The organism is Bradyrhizobium rifense, from assembly GCF_008123425.1.
In the GTDB taxonomy this organism is placed as follows: Bacteria; Pseudomonadota; Alphaproteobacteria; order Rhizobiales; family Xanthobacteraceae; genus Bradyrhizobium; species Bradyrhizobium rifense.
The window spans coordinates 45,157-71,528 of sequence record NZ_VSSS01000010.1 but is presented as its reverse complement, the minus strand read 5'-3'; the positions used below and the strand labels follow the sequence as shown (position 1 = coordinate 71,528).

Below are 26,372 nucleotides of genomic sequence, written 5' to 3'. Positions count from 1 at the left end.
GCGGTCTCTTCCAATTTACAGCACAACGGAATGTGGCCGACGATCGTCTGTTGGAGTGGGTCCAAGACTATGCCCCTATTCGCCCGCAGCGACCGCTTCGAGCCCGTTGGAGCCAACCAGTCCGAAAAGATCGGAGCATGCTGCACGCACGGCCTAGTTTGGCTCGGAGGCAATCCTCTGGGAGGTTGGCTGCCATTTCAGGAGCTTGCGCTCAAGGCGATTGGCCAACGCATTCATCCCCATCACGAAAGCCAAGAGGATAAAAATGCCTGCGAATACGCCGGCCGGATCGTAAGTCGAAGACGCATAGTTGATAAACAGACCGAGCCCTGCGGTTGACGAGGTAAACTCTCCCACGATCACGCCGATGACAGTATAGGGTATTGCCATGCGCATCCCCAGCAGCAGAAACGGCGCCGCAGCAGGTAGATATATCTGTCGACCCAGCTGACGTTCATTCGCACCCAAAACCAGGGCCAAATTAACGACATCCCGGTCGACCGACCGGACGCCGGCGAAGACATTATAGAAGACGAGAAAGAACACCATTGTGCCGGCCAGCATCACCTTCGACCAAATGCCGATACCGAACCAAATGACGAATAAGGGCGCCAAGGCGATTTTCGGTATTCCGTAGAATGCCATCACGTAGGGCTCGAAGATTGAGGCCGCGCGCGGAGAACGCCCAAGCGCATATCCGAGCAACAGCCCGAGCAGAACGCCGATCACATATGATAGAACCAATTCCTCCCCCGTCACACGGAGGCTTGGCCAAATTTCACCGGTGTAGAACAGGTCGATAAGACGCCATGCGATTTCCGTCGGCTTGCTGACATACGTCTCGCGTATCAATCGTCCGGATGCAAATTGCCAAAAGCAGAGCAACGTGACGCCCGGGGCTGCCAACAAAAACGCCCGACATACGGGCGCACAGATTTGTTTCGGCGATGGCGATCGGAGTGAAGTCAGTGTCATCTGGTCGCTCATGCCGCACGCCTGATGTTGAGTTCGCTTCGAAATACGGACCACACCCGATCGTACGCTTCGGCAAAGCCGGGGGTCCCGTAAGGTTCGAACATGTCGCGAGGTCGTGGCAAATCGATGGGAATTTCGGCGATGACACGCGCGGGCCTGCGACTTAGCACGACAACGCTGTCCGACAACAAAACCGCCTCGGTGATGTCATGCGTGACGAAGAGCACGCTTGCACCTTCGGTAGCCAGCATTGTCTGCAAATCATGTTGCATGACCATGCGCGTTTGCGCGTCCAACGCACCGAACGGCTCATCCATCAAGATTGTATCCGGCTTGTAGACCAGCATGCGTGCGATGGACGCGCGCTTCTGCATACCGCCCGACAATTGATATGGGTAGTGCGATTCAAAGCCGGCGAGGTCCACTCGCTTAATAGCCTCCATGGCCTTCGCGCGGCGCTCGGATAGAGCCATGCCGCGCAGCAACAACGGAAATTCGATGTTTTCGATCATCGTCTTCCACGGCAACAACTGTGCCTGTTGTGGCACGAAGCCGATGGTGCGATTCACGCTAGTGACCTCCCGATCATGGTGGAAGACCATGCCGACCGACGGCTTGAGAAGCCCTGCGGCCATTTGGATGAGAGTGCTCTTCCCACAGCCACTCGGCCCGATAACGCTGACGAACTTGCCCCGCTTCACTTCGAAGCCGACATCGCTGATGACCACGTTTGGCGCATCTCCAGTCGGACTCGCAAAGCTCTGTTGAATCGCACTGAATCGGAGAACGCTTGCGCTTGCTGCTTCGGTCATTTTCTTCGTAATCCATTCTTAAGACGTCGCACGGGTCACAATCAGATGGGCAATCGGGAAGACGTCAGCCTCCTCGATTTGCTATCGGGCCCGCGAAGCTGGTCGCGTCCGAACCTGCTCCATTCAAGACTCGTCAGGGGCCTTTGTGCTGGCCGTCTCCCCGCGGATTCTGAGTTTATCTCCGACTTTCGGAGTGACGTGACGGAATATTGGGCACAGACGACGCAGAATGATAGCAGAACAACTCGCCAGGGCTGAGAGATACGGCAAACGAAGCCCGTCCGAACGAGTTCACAAATCTCCAGGAACTCCAAACTTTGGCGCCGCCGAAGGTTTAAGCGCCCGGGTTACATAGTCATCCATTTGCGGCCTCCAGGCCTTCCATAGCTCCGACAGTCGGGTGATTGGCTCATCATGTAGGTCGACCCGGATATCTGCGATCGGCCAGGGAACGCGATCAACAATAATCATGCCCGCCGAAAGCATTGGGCCGGCCTCGCCGCCAGCTGCCAGGCCAGCTTGCATGGCAGTGATCAGCCGATCGCCGAGTTCAGCATCGGCGTTCTCGTTGAATGCCGACATCATGCGCTTCGGCACTTCGGCATTCGCAAGGAGGTTGCCGAGCGCAATCACGTCCTGGCCGTGGGCACTTGCGAAAGTGCCGAGACTATGGAGTCCGGAATAGCATGCAGTCCGCCCGGAATGGTCGAGAACCCCGAGTTGGCGGAATTCGATGTGTTCCGTGTTTGCGCGAATCCCGGCAAGGATCGTATCGGCGTCCAGCCCCAGCTCCATCAAGGCAAGAGCGCGTGGCCCCAAGCGCGGATCGGTGATATTTTGGGTGGCGCAAACACCGGCGCCGGCGCGGGCATATGCGCATCGCGCCGCCACGCTCATACTCGACGACGCTATCGCGATTCCAAGCTGCCCCGTCTGATTGCAGCGTCCACTTATCGAGATCGTCATACCGAGCTCCGCCCGCGAACCCGCGGCAATTGAAGGAACGGCCAAGGTTCCGGCATTTGACGACATGGCACTTCGATCAGGGAGGGACGACGAGCCTCGATGGCTCTCGTCAGGGCACTCCTCAAGGCCTGCGGCCCTTGAGCGCGCATGGCGTCGATGCCAAAGCTATCCGCCATCCGCACAAAATCCGGGTTGGTCAGGTCTGTTGCGATGACGCGCTGTCCGTAGAGCTCACGCTGCATACGCTGGACGTTCCCGAATGCGCCATCGTTGAAAAGCACCGTCACGAGAGGAATGTTGTGATGGGCCGCTGTAGCAAGCTCCTGCACGTTGAACATGAAGCCGCCGTCGCCGGTGATCGACACGACCGGGGTATTCGGTAACGCGTGCTGCGCGCCGAGAGCGGTTGGAAATCCCCAGCCCAGGGTTCCCGCATGCCCGGAGGAGAGATAGGTCCGGGGTAACCGCGTTTCGTAACCGATGCGCGAGACGTAGCCGACCTGTGTCGACTCGTCGACGAGAATGCCATTGTCCGGGAGCACATCTCGGATCGCGCGCAAATAGTCCAACTGCGGACGCAGAAGATCGAGCTTACCCGCAATCTCGGCCTTCAAGGCACGGCTCGATGCGACCCGGTTATCGCGATCCCCAACGGGCTTTCGTATCTGGGCATTGAGACGCTGCAGGACATCGAGCGCCTCTCCACACAAGGCCACGTCGGGCTGGCGGCCGCGCGACATCTCTAGTCGGTCGACATCCACCTTGATGACCTGCAGCTCTTCGTCGGATCCCCACTGCGTCAGCGGTAAATGCATCCTTGTTCCGATTGCAAGGACGACGTCGCAGCCCTTCCAGAGGGCGTGGCCGGCGGTCAGATTTAGACTGAGCGGATGCCTATCGTCCAGCACGCCCCTCCCCATGCGATGAGCCACAACGGGCGCACCGAGCTTTTCCGCAAGTTGCCTCAACGGCAGACCAGCGTCCTGGGCCCCGCCCCCGACAAAGATCAATGGGCGCTCGGCACGGGACAACAGGGAGGCCGCTCTCGCGAGAGCGTCGTCCTCGAGAGCCGGCGCAACGTCCGGCTCGCGCACGAAAGCAGCCTTGATTTCGGCTCTCCGGGACAAAACGTCCATGGGCACTTCCATGGCTACGGGACGAGGGCGACCTGACCGCATCGCTGCAAAAGCTCCCGCAAAGTCGGCCGGCACATCCTCAGGCGCCCTCGTCCGCCTGGCCCACTTCGTCAACCGTTCAAGGATTCCCAATTGGTCAGGCAGTTCGTGCAGATAGCCAAGTCCCTTGCCGATCGCATGACTTGGAATCTGACCCGATAGGCAGAGTACCTTCGCGCCGGTGCTGTAAGCCGTCCCGAGCGCGGCTGCGGTATTGAGCACGCCCGGGCCTGGAACCACGGCATAGGCGGCAGGCTTGCCGGTCGCCAGTGCCGCGCCCAGCGCCATGTAGGCGGCGCCCTGCTCATGTCGGGTGTGCACGGCCTGGATTTCGTTTCGGCGATCGAACAAGGAAACAAACAAGGCGTCGTTCTGGATGCCGGGAAGACAGTAGAGCGACTTCAACCCGTGCTTGAGCAGCGCATCGACAACCGCGTCCGCGCCGCTCATTTCACGTGTCGTCTGTGGCACGAGGGCTTCGTTCACCGTCTTACTCATCCGGAAGGTCAAACAGGTTCAAGACGGTGCCGATGTTCTTTGAAGCGGCCGAGTCCAGAATGTGCGCGCCCAGCATGACGTCGCTGATGGCGAAGCCGCGATGCCAGAACACGATGCGACCGTCGGTATCGGCACGCCCGGCCTTTGAGCCACACGTCACCTCGCCAATCTCGGCGTATAGCTTGGCGCGCGTGAGTTCGCCGCTCTCGATCATCGGATGCAACTGGCCGCCCTTGCAGCACTGCTCCCAATCATCGACGACGACCTTCGAAGCTGTCTTAACCGTGTCCGGATCGACAGCCATTTTCCAGCCATAGCAAATGAGAAGGCAGTGCGGCGTCAGCCACTCGTCTCGGATCAGGATCTCGGGCTTCTCCAGACGGGTCGCCTCGACGACGATATCGGCGCCGCGACAGGCTTCTTCGGCGGTGGCGACGGCCACGGCCTTGATGCCGCATTCCTCCCGAACACGTTGCGCCAGGGCCTCGCGCGTTTCGGGCCTCTTGCTGGTGATGCGGACTTCGGCGATCTCGAACAATTTGGCGAGAATCGCGATATTCGCGAACGCAGTGCCGCGCGCGCCGACATGGCCGATGATCTTCGCGCCCTTGGGGGCGAGATATTTTGCTCCGATACCCGTGACGGCACCGGTTCGTTCCGTCGTCAAATCTGTCGCGTCCATCAAGGCCCGCGGCACGCCGGTTCTGGGATTGTACAATGTGAGCATGGCGACCTCAGAAGGAAGCCCGTGTTTGTAGTTATCGACGTAGTCTCCGATGACCTTGACGCCGGCCGTATCATTCGGGCCTGCCCAGCCCACCAGAATGTTGAAATGGCCGTTGTAGCGGTCATCCAGCTGGATGTGGGCCTTCGGAGGCAGGACAACGTCCCGCCGTCCGTGCGCGGACAGGCCCTGTTCGATCAGCGAGAGCAGGACTTTGATCGGAGGCAGAAGCGAGCGCACTTGCTTCCGATCGAGATAGCGGAAATCGACACGAGCCATGGCGGCTGCCCCCTATTTGGTAGTCTTGGCGAGTTCGACGTATTTGTTGGTCCAGAAAGAGCCCGGCGCCGGCGGGGTTCGTCCGGAATCTTCGACGAATTGGGACAACAGCTTGGCGCGCTCATCGTTGAGTAACCCGTCGTCGCGGATTCCGTCTGCAAGCGTCTTGATGCTGACGCGCATGACCGGTTGCGGCAGCTTCGGGAAGAACTTGCCTCCAATTTTGTCGGCGCTCCCCTCGAGATCGGAGAGCACCGCATGGTTGGCGGAATTCATCGCCCGGACCGTCGCGACGATCTTCTTCTGCGCGGCTTCGTTCGCGTCAGAGCGGCCAACGAGCACGAGACTCGGCATGCCCTTCCAGCCCGAAATATCGGTATCGGGCTCGATGACCGTTCGGCCGTATCCTGCCGCCTCCGCCAACGGCCCTTCGGGCGGCGACAACATGAATGCATCGATACGCCCGTTCTCCAGGGCCGCTCCGAGTGCTGCGGCCGAACCGATTTGGACGATCTGGACATCCTTGCGACCATCGAGGCCGCCGCGCGTCGCCAGCCAGCGAACGGTTCGGTCCTGAGCGCCTCCGACCACGGCGACCCCTATCGTAGCACCCTTGAGGCAAGCGATGCGTTCCTTGATCGGCATGCTTCTGGAGATGCCAGTCCGCTTAATCATCGCTTCGGACACGGTCAAATTGAGCGAGATCTTCGACATCAGCGAATAGATGATCTGGTAGGGTTGTCCCTTGGCGACCGCCTCGAGAACGGAATCGCTACCTGTCGCGGCGATGTCGATGTCTCCACTGTCGAGCGCTGCCAGGCAGGCGGGATCTCCCCCGTTGATGGCTGCCCAGCTCAGATCAACCTGCTCCGCTGCGAACGTATCGTAGGCACGCGCGGCCCATACCGGGAGAAAGCCCAACGTCGTCGTGGCTTGGCCCATGCGCACGGTCTCCTTGGCCGCGGCGCTGGCTGGCCACCGTGCGGATGCTGCGAGCGCGAACATTGCGAAGGCAAATTGTCTGCGATCTATGTTCTTGAAGCGCGTCATTCGGTCACTCCGGGATCACGGCGGTAGCATCGATTTCGACCAGCCATTCCGGCCGAGCCAGCGCCTGAACGACCAGGCCAGTCGACACCGGATAAACGTCCTTGATGTATTCGCCCATGGTTCGATACACCGCCTCGCGATGCCGCACGTCTGTCAGATAGACCACGACCTTGACCAGGTGTTCCATCGTGCCGCCAGCTTCTTCGATCAGCTGCCTGATGTTCTGCATGACCTTGTGGGTTTGCTCTACGGGGTCATGGCTCGCGATGTTCACGGCGTCGTCCAGATTCTGCGGGCACTGCCCGCGCAACCACACGATCTTTCCGCCCGAGGTGACGACCGCCTGACAGAGATCGTTGTCCAGTTTCTGCTCCGGATAGGTATCCTTGGTGTTGAACTTCCGGATTCGGTGATGTGCCACTCAGTTCTTCCTTTTATTCTCTATTCCGCAATCGCCGGGTTTGATGTCCGGGGCGCCGCCGCGGCTTTGCCGCGATCGATCTCCCCGGCCCTCTCGTTGTGATAGTCGCGATAGCGCCGCTGCGTGGAAATCCGATCCGCCAGGTACTTCGCGTCGTGCCAGACTCCCCAGATGAACGCTGAGCCTCTGCGCGACTGCCACGGCAACCCCAGGAAAAATATTCCGGGCTCGCGCGATACGCCTCGTTGATGCCTCGGCTTGCCTGCCGGGTCGAAAACATCGACCTTAAGCCAGGAGTAATCCGACGAATAGCCCGTGGCCCAAATGACTGTATTTACCCCGGCCGCACGCAAATCGAGCTCACGCAGCGGATCGGTTAGACATTCCGGATCCGGTGGCATGATACGGGCCTCGGGCTCTTCGGGAAGTTCGAGGCCGGTGCGTTTGACGTAGTCGTCCGCCTCATCCAGTAGCGAGATGAGCGATTGATCTCCCATGGCGACGTTCTCCCGGAGATCGTTGGCGAAAGTCACCTTGCCGTCGCTGTAAGACTTGGTCGAGCCTACTAGCATCATTCCTTCCTCGGCGAGCCGCCTGAAGTCTACGGTGTAACCACCGCGGGCGCCGCTCACGGAAATCGTGACATGTTCCGTGCCACGCGTCTTTGTCTCGATGTCCCATTTCCCAAGGACGCCCAGCCACCAGCAAAAATCATACCCGCGGTAGGATCGCGGCGGCCGCTCGTGCGGACCGACCGAAAGATAGACGGCTCTGCCGGCACGAAGAAGCTCGTCGGCGATCTGCCCACCGGATGATCCCGCACCGACGACCAGCACGCCTCCGTCCGGCAATTGTGCCGGGTTGCGATAGTCGTTCGAGTGGATCTGGGTGACGCGCGCGTCCTTGGGGATGGCGTCGGGGATCAGGGGAATCTGAAAAGGGCCGGTCGCGGCAACAACATTGTTGACTTCGAATATGCCTGCAGACGTTTCGACGCGGAAACCCGCGCGGCCCTCAAGGCGGCAAACGGATGTGACGTCCACGCCGCACCGCACCGGGGCGGCAATCATTTCGGCGTAGGAGACAAAATAGTCCGCCACCACCTCCTTGGACGGAAATGAATCCCGATGCCCCGGAAATTCCATGCCGGGAAAGCGGTCATGCCACGCGGGGCCATTTGCGACCAGTGAGTCCCATCGCGCTGTCCGCCACCTTTCGGCGATCCGATGCCTTTCCAGAACAACGTGAGCGATGCCGGCGGCGCTCAGATGCTCGCTCATGGCCAATCCGGCCTGACCTGCTCCGACGACAATCGTGTCCACTTCTTCTATGGGCATTACCGTTTCCATTTCCGGCTCGTTCAAACGAGACGCGCGTACAGCAGACGGCTACGAGTCCACTTAGGAGCAAACACGGCGGCAGGAAATTATGATTTCTCGTCGCATTGCTTAGGCCTCTCCTAAACACCTCCGATCAGGCCGTCTGCTACATGAACCATCGATGATCGGGTCGTTAGCGACGGCAGGTTATGGCCGCAGTGACGCGCTCATTGGTGTTCAAACACAAGATTCGCGCTTTCGATCTCCCTCGTAGAGAGCCGGCGAAGACCTCGACCCTCGTCCATCTGACGCGCCTCAGTGGCAGGGCGGCATGTATTTTATGTATTCCTCGAAGAGTTCGAAGATGCGTCGCCAGACAGTCTTCGCTTTTGCTTCGGTCTCTTGATGTCCCAAGACGGGGTCCCTCCGGGAAGCAGACGGCTCCTCACGATGCTCCCGGGAAATGAGCACGTCCAAAACGTTCTTCGGAGGTTCATCCTCGGAAAATCCAATCCACAGAACAGTCCGCGGCCTGTAGGCCCTAAACCGGCCGCTCGCGGACTGCCACGACCGCCGCCGGCGCGCTTAGGACAGCATCATCCGCTATTTCAGTTCGGCATATCCCCGTTCGGCGGCTTCGCGTTCGTAGGCGACGACGCGTGTATATTCTGCCGGGTCGACAGCGGTAATTGTCTTGATGTGGAGACCGTCAAGCACCGGTCTGTATACGGAATCGTTCGCCACGCGGAACAAGGCAGCGCGCAGCTGTTCGATCTGATCGGACGGCGTCGCAATCGACGTTACGAACGGAATGGCCGGGCTCTCGGGCGTTTCGGCGAGCACGCGGATAGCGCTCACCTTCTCCGGACACAGCTCCTTGAAGAAGCCATAGGTCACACAATCGATCGAGGCAGCGTCCAGATCGCCCGCTTGGACCCGCCTGATACTCTCAGTATGCGAGCGCGTCGCCGCGACCGTTCCGAAGAAGGGCGCCTTGATGCCATGCCGGGCCAACAATAGCCTTGGGAGGTTCATCCCTGAATTTGAGTGGATGCTGTTGAGCGCGAACCTGGCGCCGCGCAGATCTTCGATGGTTCGATAGGGGGATTCCTTGCCTACGATGACAAAGGCCCGATGCGTCGACGGACCGCAGCCCGGAAAGTCGTAAGTCGGAACGCCCAGAAAGGCGAACTGACCGCTGTAGATGGTCTGCAATGGATAGCCGCAGGTCTGGGAAAATAGGACCTCCGAGCCAATGGCATCCGGAACGGCGGGACGCGAGAACACAAGATCGGGCGGAATGGAGGCCAGCCTCTGGGCCCGCATTTCTTTCGACAGCGCTTCCCAGAATGCGGCGTTTTTGCCCGCCAACTCGGGAAGATTATACATCGGCAGGCTCGCGGTCAGCTCCAGCATCTGATCTCTCTCGTCAGCTTGGCGCGATCATGGCACTCGAGGCATGCTTTCGGTCGTTAAGACGAGGCACGGCTTCCAGCAGCTCACGCCCGTAGTCGCTCTGGGGCGCCTTGAGAATTTGCCGCGTAGGCCCCTGTTCGACGACGCGACCGAGGCGCATGATGATAACATCCTCGCACATCAGTCTGACAACCTCGATGTCATGGCTTATGAACAAATAAGCGAGGCCGAATTCACGCCTCAGACGATGAAGCAGCTTCAGAATGGCCGCCTGAACCGAGACATCGAGGGCGGCGGTCGGCTCATCCAGAATGAGCAAATCCGGGGCAGAGGCAAGCGCGCGCGAAATTCCCACGCGCGCCTTCTGTCCTCCCGATAGCTGATGAGGGTAGCGATTCAGCAGCTCCGGATTTAGTGCAACGCTGGTGGCGAGAGCTTCCACTTTCAGACGGATTTGCCGTTCGTCAGCCAACCCGACGAGCCTTCGAATCGGATCGGCGATAGCTGCGCCCGCAGTCAGATGCGGCGTCAGGTTCTCACCCGTATCCTGAAAGACGTGTTGTATCCTCCGTCTCTCTGGACGGTGCACGAAGGACGATGGCGACACCGCGCCGATGTCGATCCCCTCGAATACGATGCTGCCGCCAGTATTGTCGATCAGGCGCGAGATCATCCGCGCCAGCGTGCTCTTTCCCGAGCCGCTTTCGCCGACGACGCCGAGACTTCCCCCACGAGCAATCTCGAAATTGACGTCGTCGACCGCGAGAACGTCGTGCGACCGCCATCCTCGCCCCTTGAACGATTTCGTGAGGCGCGAGACTTTCAACATAGCGGGTGCCTGCACGCAACGAAATGCTGCGGAGAACGGGCGGTCAAGGATAGAGGCGATGCATCGCAATCCGGTTGGTGACGATCGCATCTGGGCGCAAAGCGACAGGGCAGCAAAGGCCCAGTCAGGTCGGGGAGCAGGCCCGATACGGTCCGAAGATCATCGGCGGTCTCAGAATGCTGGGGAACGGATGCAAGCAGTTGTTCCGCGTACGGATGCATCGGCGAGTAAGCCAACTGCTCGGCAGGCCCGCACTCGACGAGTTGTCCGGCGTGCATCACGGCGATGCGATCGCAATTCGCGGCAGCGAGCGCCAGATTGTGCGTGACCAGCAAAGTCGCCATCCCGCGCCGTTCCGAAAGATCACCGATGAGAGCCATGATCGCGGCCTCGGTTGTCACGTCGAGCCCGGTGGTCGGTTCATCCGCGATCAGAAGTTCAGGTTCACAGCCAAGAGCGAGCGCGATCCCGACGCGTTGGCACTGACCGCCTGAAAGTTCGAACGGATAATGGTCCGCACGATTGGGATCGATGCGGACATTTTCGAGGAGCGACAGCACCCGGTCCCGCCCCGCAACATCGCCAAGTTGACGGCGTACGGTCATGATCGGATTCAGGCTCGCCCGGGGATTCTGGAATATCTGGGCAATAGCGGTACGCGTGCTCCGCCGTTCCCTGATCGGCCCGATGACGGCTCCGTGCCACCTGATTTCACCGCTCGCGATTCGGGCGGACCGATCCAGCAAACCGGATATCGCGTAGGACAGAACGGACTTTCCGGAGCCGCTTTCGCCGACGAGGCCGACAATCTCGCCGGGAGCGATGCTCAGATCGATCCGATCCAGCGCCTTGACCGTACCGCGGCGCGTGGAAAATTCGATCGACAGGTTCCTGACCTCGAGCACTAGCGTCGTTCCCTGGCATCGAGGACGTCGCGCAAACCGTCGCCCACGAGGTTGAGCGATAGAACGACCAGAACCAAAGTCATCCCCGGGAAGAGCGCGACCCACCATTCACCCGTAATGATGAAGCTCGCGCCCTCTGCCACCATGATCCCCCACTCCGGCGTCGGAGGTCTAATCCCGAGACCGATAAACGACAGAGCGGCGGCGTTGAGCATGGCCCAGCCCATCGTCAACGTCGCTTGAATCATGAGCTGGGGTATGGCCGTGGGAACGAGGTGAACGGCTAGAATTCTGAAGGGGCCGTTCCCGCTCACTCTCGCCGCCTCCACAAAGCCCATCTCGCGGCGTTGCTTCATCTCAGCTCGCATAGTCCGGGCGTAAAACGGCACATTTACGATGGCTGTCGCATAGATGATGTTCTCGAGGCTGTTTCCGAGCGCGGCGACGATTCCCATCGCGAGCACGAAGAGCGGGAATGCCATGATCGTGTCTACGATCCACATGGCGAGGCGGTCCACGATCCCACCGAAGAAGCCGGCGAGACTCCCGATGATCCCCCCGATGACGAGCCCCAACCCCACCGCAGACAGCGCGATGAACAGATCAAGACGCGTCGCGTAAACGATCCTTGTACATATATCCCGGCCCACCTGATCGGTGCCGCAAGGATGTTCCCAGGTTGGCGGCTTGAGCGCCATCGAAGGATTCGTAGCCAGGGGATCGTGAGACGCTACGAACGGACCAAAGATCGCGACGAGACAGATGATCGCGATGATCGCCATCGTGGTCGCCGTCAGAGGGTCTCGACGCAAGCCGTCCTGGAGGGTTGCCGCAAACTCCATGTCCTACTCCGCAAGGCGCACACGAACGTCGACGATCCCGTAAAGGACGTCGATCAGGATATTGATCAAGACATAGAGGAGCGCCACGCTGAGCACGAAGCCTTGCACGGCCGCATAGTCTGACGCCACGAGGGCTTCGAGAGCGTACGATCCGATACCTGGCCAGGAGAAGACCTTCTCGACTACGACATTCGCGCTGATCAGAAACGAGAACACGAAACCAGCCGTGGTCAGAACAGGCAGCATGGCGTTTCTGAGCGCATAGACGTAGATCAGACGCCACCTCGGCATGTCGTAAGAACGGGCAGCCCGGATGAAGTCGCTGGAGAGCACCGTCAGCATCGCTCCTCGCGTGATCCGGGTCAGAGGTCCAATGCCGGAAAGTGCGAGCGCGATCGATGGAAGGACCAGGTGAGCGAGGCCGTCCGTTACGCTTTCGTAGTCACCCGCAAGGAATCCGTCGATGACTATCAGGCCGGACCTGACGGGCGGAGGAAGACCAAGTGGATCGATCCGGCCCAGAGGAGCCGGCGCAAGACCGAGCAGATAATAGAAGACGAAGACCAGCAACAGGCCCGTGAAGAAAGAGGGCATCGACAACGCCGTCGTCGAGAAGAACCTGGCAGCGTGGTCGATCAGGCTTCCCTTCCGAAGCGCTCCGATGACCCCGAGCGGAATCGAAACCACCAATGCGATCAGGAGTGAGAGCCCGGTCAACTCCAGCGTCGCCGGCATTCGCGCCACCAGATCCTTGACAACGGGCTGACCCGTTATCAGCGATTTTCCCAGATCGCCATGAAGCAAATTGACGACGTAGGAGACGAATTGCTCCAACAGAGGCCGATCGAGAAGCATGGCTTTGCGTATGTCGGCGATCGCTTCCGGAGTAGGCGCCGCGCCGGCGAAGTAGACCGCCGGGTCCCCCGGTAGCAATCGCGTGAGAGCAAAGGAAACCAGAACGACGCCGAAGATGGTCGGCACCGCAAATGCGACCCGCTTGATGACCGATCGCAGCAGAGCAGACAACTTTCAGACCTTTGCCAGGGTGCGCGCATCCACTTGACGATGGAACATATAGACGTACCCGTTGACATCCTGCTGAACCGCGACGTCCAGCACCGGCTGATAGAGCGGGATGTAAGGGACTTCCGTCATCGCGAGCTTGATGAATTGCTTCGCGATCAATTCGTACTCGCCTCCTTCTCGCGCCTGTCTCGCGGCGTCGAGTAGCTTATCCATCTCGGGGTTTTTGTAGCTTGCGACATTGAAGACGGTATTTTGCCCGTGCCAGAGCCAACGGAAGTAGAAGTCCGCTCCGTCAAACCAGGCGCCGAAAACGTCGATCGCCATCGGCCAGTTCTTCTGGCTTCGTCTCGCAAAGAAGTCCGGAATTTTCTCGATCGTCAGCTTCACGCCGAGCTTGCCCAGTGCATCCTGAATGATGAGCGCGGCCGGCTCGTCGACTGTTGCCGCTCCTGCATCGAAGTAGAGCTTGGTCTCGAACCCGCCCGCAAGGCCTGCATCGGCAAGCAGCGCCTTGGCCTTGTCGGGATCGTGGCTATGGGGGAACGGCTGTGGCCAGGAAGCGTCCCGAGGCGCATCGGTAGACGCACCGAACATCGGCTTGGCCCGTCCGTAGACCGCGCTCTCGATCACCTTTTCGTAGGGGAGCGCATAGGCGATCGCCTGTCTTACCCGCACGTCGTCGAATGGCTTGGTTATCGTCGAAAGCGCGAGATACCTGAGCGTGTTCGCCTGCGGCGCCGACTCGATCTTGATCTTCTTGGCAGTAGCAATGTCGGCCACGTCGCGCGGCGGGAGATCGGTCGCGACATCGGCGTCCGCCCGTTCGACCAGGGCCCGGCGGGTGCCGGCCGCAGGCACTGACCGATAGAGAGCCCGCTCCTGTTTCGGCAAGGTCCCTCCTTGCCAATCCGCGAACCGCGTCAGAATGATCTGCTCGTCGGGCTTGAAGGATTCGACCTTGTAGGCGCCCGAGCCCGCCGAATTGACCTTGGTGAATTCCAGCGCCCAAGGATCGGAGGTTGTGGCGCGCGATTTGCAAAGCTCGCTGTTGTAAACGCCGGGCACAACGATCGCGAGGCTGGGCAGCGTCAGCTTGTCTCGCTTCAGAAGCTTGATCTTGAAAGTACGCTCGTCGACGACCTCGAACTGATTGACGTCGGTGAGTGAAACCTGCTCCATCTGACGCTGAGGGAAGCCTCCGACCGATACGAAGCGGTCGAACGACCATTTGACGTCACGCGCGGTTATCGGCGCCCCGTCGTGGAATTTGAGACCTTGCTTCAGCTTGAAGACGACAGCGGAATTGTCGGGCGCGATTTCCCAGCTTTCCGCGAGTTGCGGCTCGAGCTTGTCGTAGTCGTAGCTCGGCACTCCGTTCGGCAGAATCTTCGTACCGAACCGGATCAGCCTGTCGTACGTCATCATGCAAAGTCCGTAGGACGCACGATTTGCCCCCGGCGTGTGAACGTCCAGCGTATTCGAATTGGACTCCGACACGATGACGATGCGACTTGATTTGGATTGGCCGTAAGCGGGAAGAACCAGGAGCGACGAAGCTGCACCCGCGGTAGCCAGCTCCAAGAACTGTCGACGATCCATTCGGTATGCTCTCCCCTGAAGAACGGCCACAATTTTGTATAGACATAATTCTGAAGTCAAGGGAGCATGCTGCACCGTATCCCTGGCAATCGCCAGCTTGACCGGTGCATTCGAGAAAAATGGGGGACAGTATTTTGCTCTTCATTGGATCGCGATTTTTGAACCAGCCGATCTGGTCTGAGCGCGGTCCGCGTGCGCAATCTGGAGGCGGCGCGTGGGAGCATGATCGAAAACAATACGGTTCAAGAAAACCGAAGCAGACCGAAACAAAGCTTTTCTTTATCGACGGTCCGCTAGGCAGATATTCTGGTGTCCAATGATTGACCTGCACTCCCCTCAGGGAAAGCGGCGCGGCTCGTGACGGCCGGGCACGGCTTCGGAAACGTCAGGAATGGCCGCCGCGACATCATCGATCGCCGTCGATCCTCCCCCCGCGCGATCCGCCAACAGCGCCGTCCCAGACTTAAGCCTGAGACGCGGCGCGCGAAGCTCGGCCAGAGTCCCTGGCGACAACCCTTTACTGCAACTCTGGCCACCCCCGCTCCGGGATCGGCCAAACCCGCAGGATTCCGCGCAGATGCCGGCACTTGACGGCCCATCTTGGGCCAATAGAGTCAGTTCCATGCGGTATTCGCTTCGCCAATTGGAGTATTTCATCGCTGCAGGTGAAACGCTGAGCATCACCTTGGCAGCCGAGCGAATTCATATCTCCCAGCCGTCGATCTCAACCGCAATATCCTTCCTGGAGAAGGAGCTGGGTGTTCAACTCTTCATCCGACACCATGCTCAAGGCCTGTCGCTCACTCCCGCCGGGCGGGACTTGCTGCGCGAGGCGAAGAATGTGGTAGCGCAAGCCCAGCGCCTGTATGTCTTCGCATCCGAGACCAGCAACCAGATCCGTGGCACGTTATCGCTAGGGTGCATGGTCACACTCGCCCCGATGCTAGTCCCGGAATTGGTTCACTCTTTTACCACTGCTTTCGCGACAACGAAGGTCGCGCACAGGGAAGCAAATCCGGATCAACTTCTCGACGATCTAAGACGGTCGCGGATCGACGTCGCGATCATTTATGACCTGCAGGTCCCTGCCGATATCGATTTCCTGCCGCTGGCCCGGCTACCTCCGCACGTCCTGTTGGGCGAGTCTCATCCTTTGGCCAGCCGAACCGCATTGACCTTGAAGGAGATGGTCGGTCATCCGATGATCCTGCTCGATCTGCCGCTGAGCCGGGAATATTTCCTTGCCTTGTTCATGAAGGAAGATCTCGAGCCGAACATTTATGCGCGTTCAGAGCACATCGAGGTTGTCCGGACGATGGTGGCCAACGGACTGGGATACTCGCTTCTCAACATCAGACCGAGGTCCGATCAGGCCTTGGACGGAAAACGCCTGAAACGCGTGAGACTGATTGGAGACAATCGGCCGATGGTGATCGGCACAGCAACCCTGAAAACCGTGAGTAAATCGCGGTTGATCCAAGCGTTCGAGAGCCACTGCCGTTCATTCATCTCCGACAGTTATATACCCGGAATGGTCGCGCCAGTCTTCGATAAGACAAAGCGAAGGACGAGCCCAGAGAATACTGAGGAACCTTCGTGACGCTGCAACCCTTTCCGACCCAATCCGCTGACGCGTATCCATTCGATCTTGGATCTCACGGCCGGACGATCGCGACGATTTCGCCTGAGGCGCAGCGCTGGTTTAATCTTGGGCTGAACTGGTGTCTCGGCTTCAACCAGGAAGAGGGCGTGAAATGTTTTCACAACGCGCTTGCGTTCGATCCGGATTGCGTGATGGCCCACTGGGGTGTCGCGTATGGATCGGGCCCCTTCTACAATTTGATCTGGCGCGATCTGGGAGAGATCGAGGCCGACCAGATCACGAAAGTGGCTTTCCATCATGTCCAGCGCGCGCTCGCACTAAGCGAGGGACGGGAGGATGCCGAACGTCATCTGGTCGAAGCCCTCGCGAAGCGGTTTCAGAAGCCGCACCACGTCGAACCGGAGCAGTACGATCGCTGGGACGATGACTACGCCGCCGCGATGCGACGGGTCCACCATGCGTTTCCCGACGACCACGACATCATGGCGTTGTTCGTCGAGGCGCTGATCACGCGGACGCCGCGCAGGCTCTGGGACGTCAAATCCGGATTGCCTGCTCGAAACGCGGACACCGTGGAGGCTCTTCAGATCTGCGACAGGTCGATCGCATTGGCCGACAACCAGGGCACTCCTCTGCATCCGGCCATCGTTCATCTTCACATTCACCTGCTCGAGATGTCGAACGAACCCGAACGGGCCTTGCGATCGGCCGATGTCTTGTCGAATTTGTGCGCTGACGCCGGGCACATGAACCACATGCCGGGCCACATCTACGTTCTTTGCGGCGACTATGAGCGGGCCAGGAATGCAAGCGAGAAAGCCATCAAAGCCGACGACATGTACGCCGACTACGCCGGTTCATTGAATTTTTACGTAACCGCACGCTGTCACGACCTGCATCTGATGATGTTCACCTGCATGTTCCTGGGCCAATTTGCGCCCGCCATCGCTGCGGCCGACAAGATACGCGAGATGCTCACGTCCGACATTCTCGGCGTCCGCAATCGACCCAAACTAGCGAATACAACCGAAGGCTACTACTCGGTCAAGATGCATGTTCTGATCCGCTTCGGACGTTGGCAGGAGATCATCGATGAGCCAATCCCGGCTGACGGCAACATCTTCCTGGTTACGATCCCGATGCACCACTACGCGCGCGCAATTGCGCATGCGACGCTGAAGGACTTTGCGAAAGCCGACGAGGAGCGACGGCTGTTCCAGCTCGCCAAGAGCCGCGTGCCGCCGTCTAGACGCTTTCTCAGCAATTTTGCGCTGGACGTCCTGTCGGTCGCTGAAGCCATGCTCGAGGGCGAGCTGGAATATCACAAGGGAAATCACGAGGCCGGCTATCGCCATCTGCGGGAGGCCGTCCGGCGCGACGACAATCTCGGCTATACCGAGCCCTGGGCCTGGATGCATCCGCCGCGCCACGCGCTCGCCGCCCTCCTGATGGAGCAGGGCCACCACGCCGAAGCGGAAGATATCTACCGCGATGATCTCGGGCTTACGAACAGAGTGCAACGCTGCACTCAGCATCCGGACAACGTGTGGGCCCTTCACGGCCTGGTAGAATGCCTGCAAAGGCGAGAGGCAACGGTCGAACTGCCACTCGCCTCGTCAAAACTGGCAGCCGCTCTTGCAAAGGCGGACACACCAATAACTTCGTCATGTATGTGTAGACTCGATGAATATCGTCCAACACGGACCTGTTGCTGTAACTGAACTGCTGTTCTTACCGATTTTCGGGAAGAGAGCTCACTATCCTGGGCACGAAATGGCCGGCATGACGGTGTGCCTTCGCGCATCCGAACACAGCTGGCCGCGCCTCTATCAAGAGACGTGCGCGGCACCGTATGAAGCCCGAACTGCGCGATTTCATTTCCGTCAGTCGCTGCACCGACATGCAGTTCGAGGCCGCGGAACAGTCTCATAGCCCTCGCAAGCTGCGGGTTGAGCCGTAATCGTTGTTCTCCCCCCAGAGCGCGACAACGGCTTCACCGGCGAGCTCAATCTCGCCAGTCTGGTTTCCTGCGGTTATGAAGAAGGTCATCCGCTCTGCTGAGAGAATGCGGTCGCAGAATATCGTAGGGCGGCGTGCGAAAGCGTAGGTTTGGTAGCGGGAGAGGGACTCGAACCCCCGACCCCAGGATTATGATTCCCGTGCTCTAACCAGCTGAGCTACCCCGCCACAGGGTCGCGAGGGCCGAAACAGGCCGATCTCGCGAACGCGCGGCATATAATGAAGGGGGCGGCGGGAAGTCAATCCGCCTTCGCTAAAAGCTTCGGCGCGACAAGGCCGCCCGGGGCTGATTTCGCACCGGAATCGGCGATTTTTGGGCGCAGGATTCGTGATTTTCCCACACCAGACTCGCGGAGAGTCCCCCTCACCCGAAATCCGCGCCTATCGCGGATTTCGGCCTCCCCCCGCAGGCGGGGAGAGGCGAAGATTCTCTCTTATTTCGGCCGGACCGTGGGGTCGCCGCCGGGGCTGCCGGGGGGTGGGATGACGGGCATGCTTCCGTCCGTGCTGGGCGCCGGAGCGTGCATCTCGGGGTCGACACCGGAGGGCGGGCAGAGCACGCCGTCGGATTTTGCCAGCTTGTCGCCGAGCGGTTCCCGGGACTGGCCGGTGGTGGTGCCGTCCGGCGCGGCGGCGCGGTTCGGACGGTCCTGCGGCGCGCAGTCGGCGGCGCGTTGGGTGGATGGCGGCGCGGTCGCTTGCGGCGGCGTTGCCGGGGCGGGCGGGGCCTGCGCGATCGCGGCAGTGGTGCCGGCGATCAGGAGGCTGGCCAGGATGATGTTTGATGTGGTGCGCATGGACAGGAAACGCGCGAGGCGCGCGCCCTGTTCCAACCCCTGAACATTACGATTTGTGGTAGCGGATCAGCGAGAAATGCCCCATCGGCGGCATGGGGCGGCGCTCGGCGAGCGTGACGCCGCCGTGCTTGGCGGCCCAGTTGACGAGGCGCTGCCACGGGAATTCCGGGCGCCAGCCGAGGCGGCGGGCGAGCGGCGCGAACGCCAGCTCGGAGAGTTTGCGAAGACCCTTTTCGGCGCCGATGTGGTTGACCAGGATCAGCTCGCCGCCGGGCTTGAGCACGCGCACGAACTCGTCGAGCGTGCCTTCGGGATCGGGCACTGCGGTGATGACGTATTGCGCGACCACGGCGTCGAAGGCGGCGTCGGGAAAGGCGAGGTTCTTGGCGTCCATCACCGAGAGCACTTCGACATTGCTGAGGCGGAGTGCGCGCACGCGCGCCTGCGCCTTGCGCAGCATCGGCTCGGAAATGTCGACGCCGCAGATTTTTGTGGTGCGCGAATAATCGGAGAGCGACAGCCCGGTGCCGACGCCGACGTCGAGAATGCGGCCGCCGATGCGGTCGGCTTCCGCAATGGTCGACTGCCGGCCGGCATCGAACACCTTGCCGAACACGAGATCGTAGACCGGCGCCCAGCGGCCATAGGCCTTCTCGACCCCGGCCCGCGAGATGTCTGCTGCCATGCCCCCTGCCCTAATTTTTTTAACCGCGCACGGCTTCGACGAGCGGCCGTACTGCGTTGCTCTCGACCTTCGCGGCAGCGCTCTGAATAAAGCCGCCGCCGAGCACGCGCGCCTGGCCCGATGGCGCGTCGTAGAACACACAGGCTTGTCCCGGCGAGACGCCCTCTTCGCCGGCGACGAGCTCGACCTCGTAATGGCCGTCGGCGCCGCGCAACGAGGCCGGCTGCGGCGCGCGCGTCGAGCGCACGCGGACGAACAGCTCGAGGCCAGAACCGATGGCGCGGTCGATGTCGCCGCCGCCGATCCAGTTGACGTCGCGCAAGGTGATGCGGTGCATCCTGAGCGCATCGCGCGGGCCGACGACGACGCGGCGGTTGGCGGCCTCCAGCCGCACCACGAACAGTGGTGCTGCGGCCGCGATGCCGAGGCCGCGGCGCTGGCCGATAGTGAAATTGGCGATGCCGTGATGCTGGCCGAGCACGCGGCCATCGAGATCGACGATATCGCCGGGGTCCATCGCGTTGGGACGCAGACGGGTGATGATGTCGGTGTAGCGGCCCGTCGGCACGAAGCAGATGTCCTGGCTGTCGTGCTTGTCGGCGACCGAGAGACCGAAGCGGCGCGCGAGCTCGCGCGTCTCGGGCTTGGTCATGTCGCCGAGGGGAAAGCGCAGATAATCGAGCTGCTCCTGCGTGGTCGCGAACAGGAAATAGCTCTGGTCGCGGTCGGCGTCGGCGGCACAGACCAGCGCGCGCGAGCCGTCGTCGCGGCGGCGCGAGGCGACGTAATGGCCGGTGGCAAGCGCAGTGGCGCCGAGCTCGCGCGCGGTCTTCAGCAGATCGCGGAATTTGACCGAGCGATTGCACTCGATGCAGGGCACCGGCGTCTCGCCGAGCGCGTAACTATCGGCGAAATTGTCGATGACGGACTCGCGGAAGCGGTCTTCGTAGTCGAGCACGTAATGGGGAATGCCGAGCTTTGCGGCGACGTCGCGGGCGTCGTGGATGTCCTGGCCGGCGCAGCAGGCGCCCTTGCGGTGGGTCGCCGCGCCATGGTCGTAGAGCTGCAGCGTGATGCCGACGACGTCATAGCCTTCCGCCTTCAACAGCGCAGCCGTCGTCGAGGAATCGACGCCGCCCGACATGGCAACGACGACCCTGGTGTCCTCAGGACGGCCTTCGAGATCCAGACTGTTGAGCATGGGTTTTGGCGGTTGTGACGGCGGTGTTCGGTGGTCCGCGATAATGCCTCTGACCGGGACGTAGACGGTCCCCGGGAACCTAGGTTCCCCCGGAGACTGGCTTGCCCGGTCGAAAGCGGCTGAGAGCACCCTTTAATATAGGCCGCATTCCGGTGAAGCAATCGCGCGGGCCGCACGCTTAGGGCAATTCTTGCCGGGGCGGCAGAAATGACGGGGCCAATAGGGGACCGCAGACGTGGTGTCAATTTATCAAACCATTGATTTTACTATATAAAATTACGAGCCGAGGGGTTGGCCCGCTCCTTGCTGACCTTCTGGTCCGAAGATGTTTTCAAGGGGTCGCCTGTGGTTGGTGTCACGTCAGACGTAGCGGCAAGCGCGCAGGTTTCCAGCGCACAGCAAAAGCCTGCCCGGTCGCAGAGCACCAAGGACACGACCCCGAGTGACTCCTTCGGGTCGCTGGTCGACAGCAACACCCAGGCGATCAGCAACAGCGCCTCGTCCTCGAGCCAGGACAACACGCCGCGGCGGAGCGATTCGTCGTCGTCGTCTTCGTCGTCGTCCTCCTCGTCGGATCGAAGCACGCGTGACTCGTCCTCGACCGATCAGTCCTCGCAGAGCAATGCGAGCGACAGCACGGATTCCTCGACGCAAGCCACGAGCGACACGACGACCGATCCGACCAAGACGCCGGCCAAGACCAAGGACAAGAGCGACGCCTCCACCACCAAGGCGGGCGACAAGTCGCAGGATTCCAAAGACGCCAAGGGCGACAAGACCGACGGCACTACCGATGGCCTCGCCGCCGCGGTGGACGCCGCTGCCGCAGCACAGGCCGCCGCGACGCCGGCGGCCACGCCCGATCCGACCGCTGTCCCCGTCGCCGCGCCCGTGGTGCCGGTCGATCCGAACGCGGCGGCCAACCAGGCCGCCAACACCGCCTCCTCGCCGCTGACGATCGCAGCCGCCGGCATCGCCGCCAGCGCCTCAACCGCGGCGCAGATCGCCGGCGCCAAGCTAGACGCGACCGGCAAGACCGCCAAAACCGACGGCAAAACCACCGACGCCAAGGCCGCGCTCGCCGATGCGGCAACCGCGACCACCGACGCGACTGCAACCGACGCCACGGCCAACGCCGCGCAGCTCACCGCGGTCGACCAGGGCACGCCAAAGACGTCGTTCAAGGCCGCCGCGACCGCGCAGGGCCAGACCGACGTTTCCAATATCGGCCAGGACACCGGCAAGACCGCACAGGCTGCCACCACTGCACAAAATCCCGCGACCGCGACGACGGCGAACGCCACCGCGCACCCGCAAGCCGCCAAGCCGCAGACTGATGCAGCCGCGACCGATGCCAAGGCCGATGCTGCCAATCGCACGGCTGATGCGACGCCGGCCGCGCCGACCACGCACGCTCATGCCGACACGCAAGCCGCCGCTAGCGCGACGACCGACGCCAGCACGCAAGCGGCCAACGCCGTGCAGGCGCCGCTGACGACGACCACATCGACGGCCACCGCTTCCACCGCGACGCTGACCGCGACCGCAGCGACTTCGAACGCCGTGCCGATCAGCGGCATCCCCGTCGAGATCGCGGCCGCCGCGCGCTCCGGCAAGACCCGCTTCGACATCAGCCTCGATCCGGTCGACCTTGGCCGCATCGACGTCCGCATCAATGTCGACCGCAACGGCCAAGTCACCTCGCATCTCACCGTCGAGAAGCCGGAGACGCTGCAGATGCTGCGGCAGGACGCGCCGCAATTGCAGCGCGCGCTCGACGATGCCGGCCTCAAGACCGGCAGCAACGGGCTCTCCTTCAGCCTGCGCGACCAGAATTCGTCGGGGCAGAACAGCGGCCAGAACAACGACAATTCCGGCAATTCCCGCCGGCTTATCATCAGTGAAGACGAATCTGCCGCGGCCGCGCCCGTCAGCCGCAGCTACGGCCGCATGCTCGGATCGAGCAGCGGCGTCGACATCAGAGTGTGAGGAGTAATTCGACATGACCACCACGAATTCCGCCACCGCGCCCTCCGTCGTCTCCGGCACCACGCAGACCTCGTCGTCCTCCTCGTCGAGCTCGAGCCTGGGCTCGTCCACGGGCGCGACGCTCGCCGGCAACTTCCAGACTTTCTTGACGCTGCTGACCACGCAGTTGCAGAATCAGAACCCGCTCGATCCGCTCGACACCAACCAGTTCACCCAGCAGCTGGTGCAGTTCGCCGGCGTCGAGCAGCAGCTCAAGACCAACGACTCTCTGTCGCAGCTCGTCACCCTGCAGCAGACCACGCAGGCGACCCAGGCGCTGGATTACGTCGGCAAGACCGCAGTGGTCGACGGCACCACCGCGACCATGTCGCAGTCCTCGGCGACCTGGCACCTCAACGTGCCCTCGAGCGCCACCGTCAACATTTCGATCGCCAATTCCACCGGCCAGACCGTGTTCACCGGCCAATATAGCGCGGGCGCCGGCAGCGACATTCCCTTCACCTGGAACGGCCAGGGCAATGACGGCACGCAATGGCCTGATGGCAAGTACACGATCACGGCGACCGGCAAGGACGCCTCGAACAACAATGTCGGCATCTCGGCGCAGGTGCAGGGCACGGTGTCGTCCGTCGACCTGACCCAGTCGCCGCCGCTGCTCACCATCGACGGCCAGAGCTACACGCTGAGCCAGGTGAAGAGCGTGGTGGCAAGCAGCAGCAGCTCCGGCAGCTGAGGCGGCGCACGCTGGCGCTAAACATACGGTGTCATCCCGGCGAAAGCCGGGATCCATAGCCACAGGGAGAAGTTTGGCGAAGACCCGTGGTTAGAAAGTTTTGGGACTACCACCTGCGTGTCGTCGATAGATCACGCGGTATGGGTCCTGGCTCCCGTTGCGCAATTGCGCACCAGGCCAGGACGACAGTTGAGGCCCCGGCAAGCATCCCGCGCAGGCCTCGTTCGTTAGTAAAGTATTTACGAAGAACCCCCGCTCGGCCGGCTGAAATTGTGTTTTCAGCCCGCAGGGCCGGCAGCGTTCCAGCAAGTTTCAAGGAGAATTGTATTGAAGCCTTAGGCTTAGCGGATTTTTAAGCCCGCATGCGTACGGTTGCGAAGTGAGTTCAGTGGTTGAGAGTTTGTGAGTACGCCATGACAGAACCCCATCGCCCGAGGGTAAAATACGTCATCGGGCCGGACGGCAGTCCGCTGACGATTGCAGATCTGCCCGCACCCGGCACCAAACGCTGGGTCATCCGCCGCAAGGCTGAAGTCGTCGCCGCAGTTCGTGGCGGACTTCTCTCGCTCGAGGAAGCCTGCAGCCGGTACACCCTGACGGTCGACGAATTCCTCTCCTGGCAGTTTTCCATCGACCAGCACGGTCTGGCGGGTCTTCGCACCACCCGCATCCAGCAATATCGCCAGTAAGCAATCCGGAAATCTGCTGCTTTTGACGAAAATCGGCCCCGCGTTGCGAGGCCGATTTTTTTCATGTTTCGTTTTGGCGCTACTTTTGTCCGAGCTCTTAACCTTCGTTAACCATATCGAAACCATCACCTAGGCAATAATTGCCCACTCGGCCGCTCTTGGAATGCGGGTCGAAGCTTCGGGGCGGTTGCTTGCAAGGTCTTACGGACTTTTTAAAAGGTATCGGCGCCGCCCGCTTCGGGGCGATGATCGCGGTCACCGCCGCGCTCATCGGCTTCTTTGCCTTCGTCATCATGCGCGTCACCACACCGCAGATGACGACGCTGTTCACCGACCTCTCGGTCGAAGATTCTTCCAGTATTATCAAGGACCTGGAACGCCAGGGCATCCAGTTCGAGCTGCGCAACGAAGGCACCATCATCATGGTGCCCAAGGACAAGGTCACCCGGCTCCGCATGAAGCTCGCCGAGGGCGGCCTGCCCAAGGGCGGCGGCATCGGCTATGAAGTGTTCGACAAGTCGGACGCGCTCGGCACCACCTCTTTCGTCCAGAATATCAATCATTTGCGCGCGCTGGAGGGCGAGCTCGCCCGCACCATCCGCGCCATCGACCGGATCCAGGCCGCCCGCGTCCACCTCGTGCTGCCCGAGCGTCCGCTGTTCTCGCGCGAGGCACCGGAGCCGTCCGCCTCGATCGTGGTCCGGGTCCGCGGCTCGCTCGAAGCCCAGCAGATTCGCGCCATCCGCCACCTCGTCGCCTCCGCCGTCAACGGCTTAAAGCCGCAGCGGGTCTCGATCGTCGATGAGGCCGGCTCGTTGCTCGCCGACGGCGCCCAGACCGATCCGGACCAGGAGGTCGGCGACGAACGTCGCACCGCCTACGAGAAGCGATTGCGCAAGCAGGTCGAGGACATCGTCTCCTCCGTGGTCGGCTCAGGCCGTGCCCGCGTCCAGCTCTCCGCCGATTTCGACTTCAACAAGGTCACCCAGACCTCCGACAAGTTCGATCCCGAAGGCCGCGTGCTGCGCTCGAGCCAGACCCGCGAAGAGCAGAGCATGACCGCCGACAATAACGGCCAGGTCACGGTCAACAATGAGCTCCCCGGCCAGCAGCAGAACAGCGGCCCGGCGGCGAAGGACCAGAGCAAGAAGACCGAAGAGACCAACAATTACGAGATCTCCCGCACCACCAAGACCGAGGTGACCGAGGCCGGCCGGGTCAACCGCATCTCGGTCGCGGTGCTGGTCGACGGCATCTACACCAAGAACGACAAGGGCGATCTGGCCTACACCGACCGCACCAAAGAGCAGCTCGACCGCATCGCCACCCTGGTGCGCTCGGCGATCGGCTTCGACCAGAAGCGCGGCGACCAGGTCGAGGTCGTCAATCTGCGCTTTGCCGACGCACCCTCCAGCGCCCCGATCGTCGAGCCAAGCGGCTTCCTCGGCATGCTGCAGTTCACCAAGGACGACGTCATGTACTTCGTCGAGCTCGGCGTGATGATGCTGCTCGGCCTGGTCGTGATGTTCATGGTGATCCGTCCGCTGGTGAAGCGCATCCTGGCCTCCGAGGAGGTTGCCGCCGCCATCTCCGGCGCCCTCACCGGCCCCGCCGCCTCGGACGAGGTCGCGCCGGCCAGCGGCCAGGCGCTCCTGCCGGGCGGCACCGCGAGCGCGATCGACGTCGCCACCGTCCAGGGCCAGGTCCACGCCCAGTCCGTTCATCGCGTCGGCGAGCTCGCCGAGCGCAACCCCAACGAAACCGTGGCCATCATTCGTCAATGGCTGACCGAACCCGCGAAATGATTCGAGAAGTGACCT

General features: G+C 61.4%; 23 protein-coding genes and 1 tRNA gene. 6 read left to right on the top strand and 18 right to left on the bottom strand.

The window, feature by feature from the left end; genetic code table 11:
• Positions 1-153: 153 nt before the first annotated feature.
• The 14 genes from FXB40_RS04740 to FXB40_RS04675 form a co-directional block, all read right to left on the bottom strand.
• The gene (locus tag FXB40_RS04740) at positions 154-987 is read right to left on the bottom strand and encodes an ABC transporter permease (RefSeq protein ID WP_148771038.1); all 834 of its coding nucleotides are present in this window, start codon (positions 985-987) and stop codon (positions 154-156) included.
• Positions 984-1,787 carry an ABC transporter ATP-binding protein gene (locus FXB40_RS04735; RefSeq protein ID WP_148771037.1) on the bottom strand — a complete coding sequence of 268 codons (804 nt, stop codon included), beginning with the start codon at positions 1,785-1,787 and terminating at the stop codon, positions 984-986. The genes FXB40_RS04740 and FXB40_RS04735 overlap by 4 nt, the downstream gene beginning before the upstream one ends.
• Positions 1,788-2,078: 291 nt before the next feature.
• Positions 2,079-2,753: a DUF1028 domain-containing protein gene (locus FXB40_RS04730; protein ID WP_148771036.1), complete on the bottom strand. Its 675-nt coding sequence runs from the start codon at positions 2,751-2,753 to the stop codon at positions 2,079-2,081.
• Positions 2,750-4,426, bottom strand: a complete 1,677-nt coding sequence (locus tag FXB40_RS04725; protein ID WP_210352124.1) for a thiamine pyrophosphate-dependent enzyme — start codon at positions 4,424-4,426, stop codon at positions 2,750-2,752. The genes FXB40_RS04730 and FXB40_RS04725 overlap by 4 nt, the downstream gene beginning before the upstream one ends.
• Positions 4,419-5,429 (bottom strand): ornithine cyclodeaminase family protein, encoded by a 1,011-nt coding sequence (locus FXB40_RS04720; protein WP_148771035.1) that lies wholly within the window; start codon positions 5,427-5,429, stop codon positions 4,419-4,421. The genes FXB40_RS04725 and FXB40_RS04720 overlap by 8 nt, the downstream gene beginning before the upstream one ends.
• Positions 5,430-5,441: 12 nt before the next feature.
• Entirely contained in the window at positions 5,442-6,479 is a 1,038-nt protein-coding gene (locus tag FXB40_RS04715) for an ABC transporter substrate-binding protein (RefSeq protein WP_148771034.1), read from the bottom strand.
• A 4-nt stretch (positions 6,480-6,483) separates the two neighbouring features.
• Positions 6,484-6,900 (bottom strand): RidA family protein, encoded by a 417-nt coding sequence (locus tag FXB40_RS04710; protein ID WP_148771033.1) that lies wholly within the window; start codon positions 6,898-6,900, stop codon positions 6,484-6,486.
• Positions 6,901-6,920: 20 nt separating this feature from the next.
• Positions 6,921-8,237 carry a flavin-containing monooxygenase gene (locus FXB40_RS04705; RefSeq protein ID WP_148771032.1) on the bottom strand — a complete coding sequence of 439 codons (1,317 nt, stop codon included), beginning with the start codon at positions 8,235-8,237 and terminating at the stop codon, positions 6,921-6,923.
• Positions 8,238-8,822: 585 nt separating this feature from the next.
• Positions 8,823-9,635: a phosphate/phosphite/phosphonate ABC transporter substrate-binding protein gene (locus FXB40_RS04700; protein WP_148771031.1), complete on the bottom strand. Its 813-nt coding sequence runs from the start codon at positions 9,633-9,635 to the stop codon at positions 8,823-8,825.
• 13 nt (positions 9,636-9,648) lie between these two features.
• Positions 9,649-10,464, bottom strand: coding sequence for an ABC transporter ATP-binding protein (locus FXB40_RS04695; protein ID WP_246207374.1), 816 nt, complete (start codon positions 10,462-10,464; stop codon positions 9,649-9,651).
• The gene (locus FXB40_RS04690) at positions 10,458-11,369 is read right to left on the bottom strand and encodes an ABC transporter ATP-binding protein (protein ID WP_246207373.1); all 912 of its coding nucleotides are present in this window, start codon (positions 11,367-11,369) and stop codon (positions 10,458-10,460) included. Before FXB40_RS04690 ends, FXB40_RS04695 begins: the two co-directional genes overlap by 7 nt.
• The gene (locus FXB40_RS04685) at positions 11,369-12,211 is read right to left on the bottom strand and encodes an ABC transporter permease (protein ID WP_148771028.1); all 843 of its coding nucleotides are present in this window, start codon (positions 12,209-12,211) and stop codon (positions 11,369-11,371) included. The genes FXB40_RS04690 and FXB40_RS04685 overlap by 1 nt, the downstream gene beginning before the upstream one ends.
• 3 nt (positions 12,212-12,214) lie before the next feature.
• Complete coding sequence (locus FXB40_RS04680) at positions 12,215-13,228, bottom strand: ABC transporter permease (protein WP_148771064.1); 1,014 nt, start codon at positions 13,226-13,228, stop codon at positions 12,215-12,217.
• Positions 13,229-13,240: 12 nt separating this feature from the next.
• Positions 13,241-14,911 (bottom strand): ABC transporter substrate-binding protein, encoded by a 1,671-nt coding sequence (locus FXB40_RS04675; protein ID WP_148771027.1) that lies wholly within the window; start codon positions 14,909-14,911, stop codon positions 13,241-13,243.
• 547 nt (positions 14,912-15,458) lie between these two features.
• Between FXB40_RS04675 and FXB40_RS04670 the strand changes: the two genes are divergently transcribed.
• A complete protein-coding gene (locus FXB40_RS04670; protein ID WP_148771026.1) occupies positions 15,459-16,436 on the top strand; it encodes a LysR family transcriptional regulator in 978 nt (325 codons plus the stop codon).
• Positions 16,437-16,675: 239 nt separating this feature from the next.
• The gene (locus FXB40_RS04665) at positions 16,676-18,160 is read left to right on the top strand and encodes a tetratricopeptide repeat protein (protein ID WP_246207371.1); all 1,485 of its coding nucleotides are present in this window, start codon (positions 16,676-16,678) and stop codon (positions 18,158-18,160) included.
• Positions 18,161-18,549: 389 nt separating this feature from the next.
• Here the strand turns inward: FXB40_RS04665 and FXB40_RS04660 are convergent.
• The 4 genes from FXB40_RS04660 to mnmA all read right to left on the bottom strand — a co-directional run bounded on the left by FXB40_RS04660 (position 18,550) and on the right by mnmA (position 21,141).
• Positions 18,550-18,626 (bottom strand) — tRNA-Met (locus FXB40_RS04660).
• 266 nt (positions 18,627-18,892) lie between these two features.
• A complete protein-coding gene (locus tag FXB40_RS04655; RefSeq protein WP_148771062.1) occupies positions 18,893-19,255 on the bottom strand; it encodes a hypothetical protein in 363 nt (120 codons plus the stop codon).
• A 46-nt stretch (positions 19,256-19,301) separates the two neighbouring features.
• Complete coding sequence (locus FXB40_RS04650) at positions 19,302-19,940, bottom strand: class I SAM-dependent methyltransferase (RefSeq protein ID WP_148771025.1); 639 nt, start codon at positions 19,938-19,940, stop codon at positions 19,302-19,304.
• A gap of 19 nt (positions 19,941-19,959) precedes the next feature.
• Positions 19,960-21,141 (bottom strand): tRNA 2-thiouridine(34) synthase MnmA, encoded by a 1,182-nt coding sequence (gene mnmA / locus FXB40_RS04645; protein ID WP_148771024.1) that lies wholly within the window; start codon positions 21,139-21,141, stop codon positions 19,960-19,962.
• 345 nt (positions 21,142-21,486) lie between these two features.
• Between mnmA and FXB40_RS04640 the strand changes: the two genes are divergently transcribed.
• The 4 genes from FXB40_RS04640 (at position 21,487) to fliF (ending at position 26,357) form a co-directional block, all read left to right on the top strand.
• Positions 21,487-23,130 carry a flagellar hook-length control protein FliK gene (locus FXB40_RS04640; protein ID WP_148771061.1) on the top strand — a complete coding sequence of 548 codons (1,644 nt, stop codon included), beginning with the start codon at positions 21,487-21,489 and terminating at the stop codon, positions 23,128-23,130.
• Between the two features lie 13 nt (positions 23,131-23,143).
• Entirely contained in the window at positions 23,144-23,863 is a 720-nt protein-coding gene (locus FXB40_RS04635; RefSeq protein ID WP_148771023.1) for a flagellar hook assembly protein FlgD, read from the top strand.
• Positions 23,864-24,276: 413 nt separating this feature from the next.
• Positions 24,277-24,552 carry a CtrA inhibitor SciP gene (sciP, locus tag FXB40_RS04630; RefSeq protein ID WP_002714638.1) on the top strand — a complete coding sequence of 92 codons (276 nt, stop codon included), beginning with the start codon at positions 24,277-24,279 and terminating at the stop codon, positions 24,550-24,552.
• 191 nt (positions 24,553-24,743) lie between these two features.
• Positions 24,744-26,357 (top strand): flagellar basal-body MS-ring/collar protein FliF, encoded by a 1,614-nt coding sequence (gene fliF / locus FXB40_RS04625; protein ID WP_148771022.1) that lies wholly within the window; start codon positions 24,744-24,746, stop codon positions 26,355-26,357.
• Positions 26,358-26,372: the final 15 nt, after the last annotated feature.

Excerpts from the sequence above, each read along its gene's own strand:
- FXB40_RS04740 (WP_148771038.1), bottom strand. The coding sequence starts at position 987 with ATGAGCGACCAGATGACACTGACTTCACTCCGATCGCCATCGCCGAAA.
- FXB40_RS04735 (WP_148771037.1), bottom strand. The coding sequence starts at position 1,787 with ATGACCGAAGCAGCAAGCGCAAGCGTTCTCCGATTCAGTGCGATTCAA.
- FXB40_RS04730 (WP_148771036.1), bottom strand. The coding sequence starts at position 2,753 with ATGACGATCTCGATAAGTGGACGCTGCAATCAGACGGGGCAGCTTGGA.
- FXB40_RS04725 (WP_210352124.1), bottom strand. The coding sequence starts at position 4,426 with ATGAGTAAGACGGTGAACGAAGCCCTCGTGCCACAGACGACACGTGAA.
- FXB40_RS04720 (WP_148771035.1), bottom strand. The coding sequence starts at position 5,429 with ATGGCTCGTGTCGATTTCCGCTATCTCGATCGGAAGCAAGTGCGCTCG.
- FXB40_RS04715 (WP_148771034.1), bottom strand. The coding sequence starts at position 6,479 with ATGACGCGCTTCAAGAACATAGATCGCAGACAATTTGCCTTCGCAATG.
- FXB40_RS04705 (WP_148771032.1), bottom strand. The coding sequence starts at position 8,237 with ATGCCCATAGAAGAAGTGGACACGATTGTCGTCGGAGCAGGTCAGGCC.
- FXB40_RS04700 (WP_148771031.1), bottom strand. The coding sequence starts at position 9,635 with ATGCTGGAGCTGACCGCGAGCCTGCCGATGTATAATCTTCCCGAGTTG.
- FXB40_RS04695 (WP_246207374.1), bottom strand. The coding sequence starts at position 10,464 with ATGTTGAAAGTCTCGCGCCTCACGAAATCGTTCAAGGGGCGAGGATGG.
- FXB40_RS04685 (WP_148771028.1), bottom strand. The coding sequence starts at position 12,211 with ATGGAGTTTGCGGCAACCCTCCAGGACGGCTTGCGTCGAGACCCTCTG.
- FXB40_RS04670 (WP_148771026.1), top strand. The coding sequence starts at position 15,459 with ATGCGGTATTCGCTTCGCCAATTGGAGTATTTCATCGCTGCAGGTGAA.
- FXB40_RS04655 (WP_148771062.1), bottom strand. The coding sequence starts at position 19,255 with ATGCGCACCACATCAAACATCATCCTGGCCAGCCTCCTGATCGCCGGC.
- FXB40_RS04650 (WP_148771025.1), bottom strand. The coding sequence starts at position 19,940 with ATGGCAGCAGACATCTCGCGGGCCGGGGTCGAGAAGGCCTATGGCCGC.
- mnmA (WP_148771024.1), bottom strand. The coding sequence starts at position 21,141 with ATGCTCAACAGTCTGGATCTCGAAGGCCGTCCTGAGGACACCAGGGTC.
- FXB40_RS04635 (WP_148771023.1), top strand. The coding sequence starts at position 23,144 with ATGACCACCACGAATTCCGCCACCGCGCCCTCCGTCGTCTCCGGCACC.
- sciP (WP_002714638.1), top strand. The coding sequence starts at position 24,277 with ATGACAGAACCCCATCGCCCGAGGGTAAAATACGTCATCGGGCCGGAC.